The following is a 1,171-nucleotide window of genomic DNA, read 5'->3' as shown; positions in this document are numbered from 1 at the left end:
AAGGTTCACCCCATGCCGCCGGTGCTTGCCCGAGTAGTGCGCGCGTCCGTCGCCGGACCGGCCACACTCGGCGGGGGTCCCGTCCAGGAGGGCATACCGGGCGTCGGCCGTTCTCAGGGCCGCGGTCAGTCCCGGTGCCTTGGCCGCCAGGTGTTCCACGGCAGCGTGAACATGGGCGCGGGCCGTTCTCAGGGCGATACCGAATCCGGCCGCGAGCCGGTCTCAGGGTGTCGTTCTTGCGTAGATACACCGGTGCGACCAGGGCCCGCCCCCGAGTTGAAGAGCTGCGGACGTCAGACATCCCGCTCAACAGCCCGAGGGCCTCGTCTGTTGCGTCACCCGATCGGTGGCCAACCTGAACAAGGCTCATCACTCTCGTGATCGTGTTCGGCCGTTGGCGGAGGCGATCCGGGCGGCGGTGAACCGGCTTCTTCCGGAGGAACTCCCGCCCGGCTGCCAGGGCTGCTACGTGCGTGTCTGAGATCCCTGGCCATGCGATCCGTCGGCCGGAATGCTGAGGTCATGGCTGTTGGCGAAGCGGCCCGGAGGTATGGAGCGGAGTGTGGGGTGTTGCTGCCGCCGACGAACTCGGCGGCAGCATTGCTTGGTTCGGGTAGATGCGGGTGACGTCGGTGGAGGGCCCTGAAGCCCGCCCGCCGACGGGTGGCGGCCATGCAGTGTGGGCTAGGGGCCGTGTCTCCCGTGTGCGGTCGCGGGTGGACGGTCGACAGTGACGGGATGTCGTGCGCTGAGCTAGTGATTTCCTACCGGGTCTAAAGCGCAATGCCGGTGAAGTGGGTTTCGGGCATCTGCTGGTTGGTCTGGTGGGGGCACCAGCGTGCGATGTGGGCGTCTTACTGGGTATTGACGTCGGCAAGAGCGCCCACCACGGCTACGGCCTGACGCCGACGGACAAGACGGTCTTCGATGAGCCGATACCCAACAGCGAACCGAGGCTGCGGGCCGCCTACGACAAGCTGATAGTTCGGCACGGAGCTGGTGGACCAGCCCGCATCGATCGGGGCTCTGCCGCTGACCGTCGCCCGCGACGCCGACTGCCGGGTTGCCTACTTGAGGCGTCCCCCGGTGTGTGGACACGGGGATTCATGCTGCGAGAGCGAGTCTATGTTCTCGCTGGTGCTGCTGTTCGAACTCGACGGGTGACAGGTAG

The 1,171-nt window shown here is 66.8% G+C and carries 2 pseudogenes; one reads left to right on the top strand and one right to left on the bottom strand.

Going from position 1 to position 1,171, the window contains the following annotated elements:
* Positions 1-268, bottom strand: a pseudogene (locus IF89_RS48855) (transposase family protein); the annotation flags it as partial.
* 556 nt (positions 269-824) lie between these two features.
* Between IF89_RS48855 and IF89_RS44095 the strand changes: the two are divergent.
* A pseudogene (locus tag IF89_RS44095) lies at positions 825-1,074 on the top strand (IS110 family transposase); the annotation flags it as partial.
* Positions 1,075-1,171 lie beyond the last annotated feature (97 nt).

The organism is Streptomyces sp. NRRL F-2664 (assembly GCF_000719345.1).
GTDB lineage: Bacteria > Actinomycetota > Actinomycetes > Streptomycetales > Streptomycetaceae > Streptomyces.
Note: the sequence above shows the minus strand (reverse complement) of the source record. Positions and strands in the feature narration are given on the sequence as shown.